This window comes from Bacteroidota bacterium (assembly GCA_030017895.1).
Classification (GTDB): domain Bacteria; phylum Bacteroidota; class Ignavibacteria; order UBA10030; family BY39; genus JASEGV01.
Genome location: JASEGV010000040.1, coordinates 23092 through 29759 on the forward strand (window position 1 = coordinate 23092; position 6668 = coordinate 29759).

7 protein-coding genes and 1 pseudogene are annotated in these 6668 nt (G+C 41.6%); all 8 read left to right on the top strand.

The window, feature by feature from the left end; all coding sequences use genetic code 11:
* The first annotated feature begins 65 nt into the window (after nucleotides 1–65).
* On the top strand, nucleotides 66–212 hold the full coding sequence (locus QME58_08985) for a hypothetical protein (GenBank protein MDI6803964.1): 147 nt from the start codon (nucleotides 66–68) through the stop codon (nucleotides 210–212).
* Nucleotides 209–2461, top strand: a complete 2253-nt coding sequence (locus QME58_08990; protein ID MDI6803965.1) for an NADP-dependent malic enzyme — start codon at nucleotides 209–211, stop codon at nucleotides 2459–2461. The genes QME58_08985 and QME58_08990 overlap by 4 nt, the downstream gene beginning before the upstream one ends.
* A gap of 49 nt (nucleotides 2462–2510) precedes the next feature.
* Nucleotides 2511–2729: pseudogene (locus tag QME58_08995) on the top strand (4Fe-4S dicluster domain-containing protein).
* A 101-nt stretch (nucleotides 2730–2830) separates the two neighbouring features.
* The gene (locus QME58_09000) at nucleotides 2831–3886 is read left to right on the top strand and encodes a 3-methyl-2-oxobutanoate dehydrogenase subunit VorB (protein ID MDI6803966.1); all 1056 of its coding nucleotides are present in this window, start codon (nucleotides 2831–2833) and stop codon (nucleotides 3884–3886) included.
* Between the two features lie 15 nt (nucleotides 3887–3901).
* Nucleotides 3902–4723 (top strand): thiamine pyrophosphate-dependent enzyme, encoded by an 822-nt coding sequence (locus QME58_09005; GenBank protein MDI6803967.1) that lies wholly within the window; start codon nucleotides 3902–3904, stop codon nucleotides 4721–4723.
* 2 nt (nucleotides 4724–4725) lie between these two features.
* Nucleotides 4726–5277, top strand: a complete 552-nt coding sequence (locus QME58_09010) for a 2-oxoacid:acceptor oxidoreductase family protein (GenBank protein MDI6803968.1) — start codon at nucleotides 4726–4728, stop codon at nucleotides 5275–5277.
* A gap of 7 nt (nucleotides 5278–5284) precedes the next feature.
* Nucleotides 5285–5536, top strand: coding sequence for a hypothetical protein (locus QME58_09015; protein ID MDI6803969.1), 252 nt, complete (start codon nucleotides 5285–5287; stop codon nucleotides 5534–5536).
* Between the two features lie 275 nt (nucleotides 5537–5811).
* Nucleotides 5812–6668 (top strand): SBBP repeat-containing protein (locus QME58_09020; GenBank protein MDI6803970.1); only part of this gene is annotated, 857 nt, incomplete at its 3' end.

A 6668-nucleotide genomic window follows, 5' to 3' on the forward strand; every position in this document is an offset into this window, starting at 1 on the left:
TCCTCTCATCATTATATACAACAATTTTAAGTATAATCGGTTCTTACTTTAGGGTGGTTCTAGTAATGAATAATGAAAAACGTGTGTTGAAGGGCGAAGTAGAAATTTACTTCAAAATTCAAAATTTGATATTCAATATTCGACATTCTTTTAATTTTTTAGAACCATACAATAATCAGAATATTAAAAAAATAAAAGGTAAACTATTATGATACGCAAACAAGATGCACTCGATTATCACTCACAAGGTCGTCCCGGGAAAATAGAAGTTATATCAACTAAATCCTGTTCAACCCAACGCGATCTCTCGCTCGCTTATTCTCCCGGTGTCGCAGAACCGTGTATGGAAATTTATCGTAATCCAGAAGATGCTTTTTTATACACTGCAAAAGGAAACTTAGTAGCAGTTATAAGTAACGGCACAGCAGTATTAGGTTTAGGCGATATCGGTGCCATCGCTGGTAAACCTGTTATGGAAGGGAAGGGAATTCTTTTTAAAAGATTTGCTGACATAGATGTTTTCGATATCGAAATCGATTCGCACGACCCGAAAGAAATTATAAAATGTGTTAAAATGTTAGAACCGACTTTTGGTGGGATCAACCTTGAAGATATTAAAGCTCCTGAATGTTTCGAGATTGAAGAAGAGTTAAAAAAGATAATGAACATTCCGGTATTCCACGATGACCAACACGGAACAGCAATCATCAGCGGTGCTGCACTGTTAAATGCGCTCGAAATTGTGGGTAAAAAAATCGATGAGATAAAAGTTGTGTTCAGCGGTGCGGGTGCATCGGGAATTGCTTGTGCGAAGTTTTACGAAACGCTCGGTGTAAAACATAAAAACATTCGATTAGTTGATACGAAAGGTGTTGTTTATGTCGGTCGGAAAGATGGTATGAACAAGTACAAAGAATACTTTGCTGTCGATACAGAAGATAGAACACTTGCCGACGCGATGAAAGGAGCTGATGTATTCTGTGGAGTGTCTGTAAAAGACCTTGTAACAAAAGCGATGGTAAAATCGATGGCAGATAAAGCGATAGTATTTGCTATGGCAAACCCCGATCCGGAGATAACATATCCGGATGCACTGGATGCACGCGACGACATAATTATGGGAACTGGACGATCCGATTTCCCAAATCAAGTGAATAATGTTCTCGGTTTTCCGTTCATTTTCCGTGGGGCGCTCGATGTTCGGGCGACACAAATTAATGACAGAATGAAAATTGCAGCAGCAATGTCGCTTGCAAAGTTAGCTAAGGAAGACGTTCCCGATGCTGTGATCCGCGCTTATGGCGGAGAGAAAATCGAATTCGGTAAAGATTATATTATTCCTAAACCGCTCGATCCCCGTGTTCTATTGTGGGAAGCTCCCGAAGTTGCTAAAGCTGCAATGGAAAGTGGCGTAGCACGTGTAGAAATAAAAGATTTTGAAGCTTACAAAGATTATTTAGAAGCCCGGTTAGGAAAGTCACGCGAAGTTATGCGTGGTTTTATTCATAAAGCAAAAAAATCGCCAAAGAAAATTGTATTCCCGGAAGGCGAAGAAGCGAAAATTTTACGCGCCGCACAAATTGTTCTTGACGAAAATATTGCTCAGCCCATATTGTTGGGCGACCCGAAAATTATCAAACAGAAAGCAAAAGAAATTCATGCGAATTTAGATGGAATCGAAATTATCAACCCTGTTGAATCTAAAAAATATAGTGAATACGTAGCCAAGTATTACGAATACCGGAATCGAAAAGGCGCCACACACTTTGATGCTGAAAGGTTAATGAAAATTGAAAACTACTATGGTATGATGATGGTGCGTGAAGGTGATGCTGATGGTTTGATATCGGGACTAACTCAGCATTATCCTGAAACCGTTCGTCCGGCTCTGCAAATAATAGGACATCGGGACGATACTGATGTAGTAGCCGGACTTTATATGATGATTTTCAAAAATCAGACTATCTTTATTGCGGATGCAACAATTAACATTGAACCTACAGCAGAACAGCTCGCACAAATCGCAATCCTGACTGCTGAGAAAGTTAAGGAGTACGAGATCGAACCGAAAGTTGCAATGCTCTCTTTCAGTAACTTTGGCAATAGCAATCATCCGATTGTAACAAAGGTTAGGAAAGCAGTCGAAATCGTCAGGCAAAAAATGCCGGATCTAATTATCGACGGTGAAATGCAAGCCGATACGGCAGTTGTTCCTGAAATTGTAAACGAAATTTATCCGTTCAGCACGCTAAAAGGTGGTGCGAACGTTTTAATTTGTCCCGGACTTACATCGGCAAATATAGCGTATAAACTACTTGCGCGGTTAGGTGGAGCTACCGCAGTCGGTCCGATACTGTTAGGTATACGCAAACCGGTTTATCTGCTCATCCCCGGTAACGATGTTCAAGATATTGTTAATATCACTGCAATGGCTGTGCACGACGCCCAAACTATTGATTAGGAAATTTTGATAAATAACTTTACTTTAAGAAAAATTATAAGGAATATATATGGCTGTTAAAGGCACTGTAGGAATTGATATCGAGACTTGTAAAGGTTGCGAACTTTGCATCGAAGCTTGCCCTCAGGGCAGTCTCGAAATGTCGAAAGGTATAAACACAAAAGGTTACCATTATGCTGTTTTAATTCAGGATAACTGTACTGGATGTATTAATTGTGCGCTAGTTTGTCCCGATGCAGTTATTACAGTTTATCGAACCTCAAAGAAAAAAGAAAAAGTACCGGTTGCTACAATCAAAGACGTGAAAGAAAATATTCGAATTACAATTAATAATCCCGAAGTTGCAAACGGAGAAGGGAAATTGGAACTATGAGTGAAATAAGATTGATGAAAGGAAATGAAGCAGCCGCAGAAGCAGCGATAAGGGCAGGCTGTGATTGCTACTTTGGTTATCCGATTACTCCACAATCCGAAATTATTGAATACCTTGCCGACCAAGGGAGAAAACGCAATGTCATTGTTATGCAAGTCGAAAGTGAGATTGCAGCTATTAATATGATTTATGGCGCTGCAGGTGCAGGTGCGCGTGCTATGACCTCATCATCGGGCCCTGGAATAAGTTTAATGCAGGAAGGTTTATCATATATTGCAGCAGCCGAACTTCCGTGTCTATTAGTAAACATCAGTCGTGGTGGTCCAGGTCTTGGCACTATCCAACCTTCGCAGGGCGATTATTTTCAAGCAGTTAAAGGTGGCGGTCACGGCGATTATCATCTCATTGTGCTTGCTCCCGATAGCGTTCAAGAAATGGCTGACTTTGTTTATTTAGGATTCGACCTTGCTGAAAAGTATCGCAACCCTGTACTAATTCTTTCTGATGGTGCTTTAGGACAGATGATGGAAAAAGTTGTGTTCCCTGATTATGATGTAAAAGAACACAGGTCTCTGAAACCTTGGGCAACAACTGGAAAAACGCCCGACCGTGCAGCCAATGTAATTACTTCTCTCCACATACAATCGGAGGAGATGGAAAAAATTAATCTCAGATTACAGGCGAAATACCGGACTATCGAAAAAAATGAAGTCCGTTATGAAGTTATAAATACCGAAGATGCCGATTTAATTTTAATTGCTTTCGGTTTGTCATCACGCATTTGTCAGAAAGCTATGGAACTTGCCCGGCAGCAGGGAATTAAAGTTGGTTTCCTCCGCCCAATCACACTCTATCCATTTCCGTACGATGCGATAAACCAATTAGCCGATAAATTAAAAGGGGCAGTAGTCGTGGAGATGAATGCAGGTCAGATGTTGGAAGATGTGCGTCTGGCTGTATCGGGAAAAATTCCGGTTGAGTTCTATGGACGTATGGGTGGCATCATTCCATCGCCCGAAGAAATTGTAGATAAACTAAAAAAGATGATGTAGAGGAGAAAATAAATTATGACAAATAGAGAAGATGTTTTATTGGAAGATATGGAAGTAGTTTGGGAAAAACCCGGAACACTGTCCGATGTTCGTATGCACTACTGTCCAGGTTGTGCTCATGGTGTGATTCATAAAGTACTTATGGAAGTTATACAGGAAATGAAAATTCAGGATAAAACAATCGGTGTTGCACCGGTTGGTTGTTCAGTCTTGGCTTATCATTACATGGACATAGATATGCACGAAGCTGCACACGGACGCGCCACTGCAGTTGCTACCGGAATTAAAAGATATTTACCTGAGAACCTCGTGTTTACTTATCAGGGCGACGGCGATTTGGCAGCAATCGGAACTGCCGAAACAATACACGCTTGCAACCGCGGCGAAAACTTTTTAATTATTTTTATTAATAACGGAATTTACGGAATGACTGGCGGACAAATGGCGCCCACTTCTTTAGTCGGTATGGTTACAAGCACAACGCCCGAAGGGAGAGAAATTCATACTCAAGGATATCCTTTTAAAATTACCGAAACGGTTGCCGCTTTACCCGGAACTCATTATGTAACACGACAGGCAGTTCATACTCCAACGGCAGTCCGGCATTTCAAAAAATCGCTTGAGAAAGCTTTCAAATATCAAATGGAAAAGAAGGGAACTTGTTTGGTGGAGATTGTATCGAATTGTCCATCGGGTTGGAAAATGACACCGCTCGAATCGAACAAATGGATTGAAGATAATATGTTCCCGTTTTATCCACCGGGCGATATTAAAGTTGACGGAAAACTTGTAGAGAAAAAAATTATAAAATCTGCCGAAGGCGGAAAGGAAGCATAATTATGACATACGAAATGGTTTTTTCCGGATTTGGCGGGCAAGGTGTTCTATCAATGGGACAAGTTCTCGCTTATGCTGCATTAGTCGAAGGTAAAGTTGTAACATGGATGCCTTCGTATGGTCCAGAAATGCGTGGTGGAACTGCCAACTGTATAGTAATTGTTTCTGATAAAAAAATTAGTTCACCCATTATTTCTACTTTCGACATAGTAGTTGCTCTCAATCAGCCGTCTGTCGATAAGTTTGAAGCCCACGTAAAACCGGGTGGAACAATTATATATGAAAGCACTAACATTATAAAACCTCCGACCCGATCGGATATAAATATTATCCCGATCCCCGCAAGCGATGAAGCAAATAAATTACAGAATATGAAGATTATGAATATGGTGATGTTAGGCGGTTTGCTTGGAGTTAAAAATATTGTATCTTTTAAGGCAGTGTTGGAAGTTTTGGAAAAAGTTTTACCCGACCGTTACCATCATTTGATACCGTTGAATGAATCGGCATTGAACAGTGGTAAAAGTTTGGTTGATAATTTATCAATTAATTGAGGTGGATATGCAAACTTTATGTGAACATACCTGTAAGGGCTTATGTAAAGCCCTCGATATAGCAATTGCACAGGAAGAAAAATCAATACAGGATTTAAAAATATTTTCTGAAGAGTGCGATTATCCTGATGTTGAAATTTTATTAAAAGATATTATATCCAGTAAAGAAAAAAACATTTTGCTCTTGAAAGATAAAGCGGAGATGATTCGGATTAGGTTTAATACGCTTGACCAGGTTAGCGACAGTTTCGGGAAATAAAATAAACTGAAAACGACAGACGAACATATACTTAAGTATGATAAACAAAAATTGCTTAAATAACTGAAGTTACGCAGAATTGACTTTTTGTCAGGTTGAGCGAAGCGAAACATCTAAAAATAGCCTGAATTTGAGGTTTCAGATTCTTCTCCCGCTCTACGAGCGGGATCAGAATGACTCTTTTGCGTAACTTCAGTTAAATAAGAAAAATAAATAAATAAATACAGTTTATCCCGTTAATACGGGACAATATTTACAACAATTAAGGAGATACTATGAAACACGCACTACATCTTTTGCTCATCTCTCTGATTATCGGTGGTTTTACTCGCATGTACGCACAGTCATTGCCGGAGAAACCAGACCGACGGGGAGACCCCAGAGAACTTTTATTGCCTCCGCACAGACATGACGGAGATTCCCGGCTGGCTGATAAGCGGCGACACCACGACCGGGACCTGCCCGATGCGGCTCGGTTGCAGCACCTCCCGCCGAGACTGCAAGAACTTGTTGGGAGAGGGCGACCGCATGACAAGGGAGAGCCGCTCGCCCGTGAGCAGCGAGGTAAGCCCGCCATAGGCGGGAAGCCGCAGGAACTGACTCAAACGCTCACCTCAAGCCACGCTCAGCATCTTCTGGAATCCCAAGCATCTTGCGACTCGGCTGCTGTGGAGTGGACGGCAAACTATGCTTCCGGACTTGTGTCCCCCGATGATTATGGAAAAGCGGCAGCGATTGACTCATTGGGGAACGTCTTTGTTACAGGTACGAGCGATGAAGATTATCTAACAATAAAGTACGATTCATCAGGTGCTCAGCAGTGGGTCGCACGGTATAATGGTCCGGGGAATTTTTATGATAGGGCAAACGCCATCGCACTTGACGGCTCAGGGAATGTCTATGTGACGGGAGAGAGTTTTGGTTCAGGCACATCCTTTGACTATGCGACAGTGAAGTACAATTCCGCTGGAGTAGAGCAGTGGGTCGCGCGGTATAATGGTCCGGGGAATGGTTGGGACTATGCAACCGCCATCGCACTTGACGGCTCAGGGAATGTCTATGTGACGGGAGAGAGTCTTGGTTCAGGCACATCCTTTGACTATGCGACAGTGAAGTACAATTCCGCTGGAGT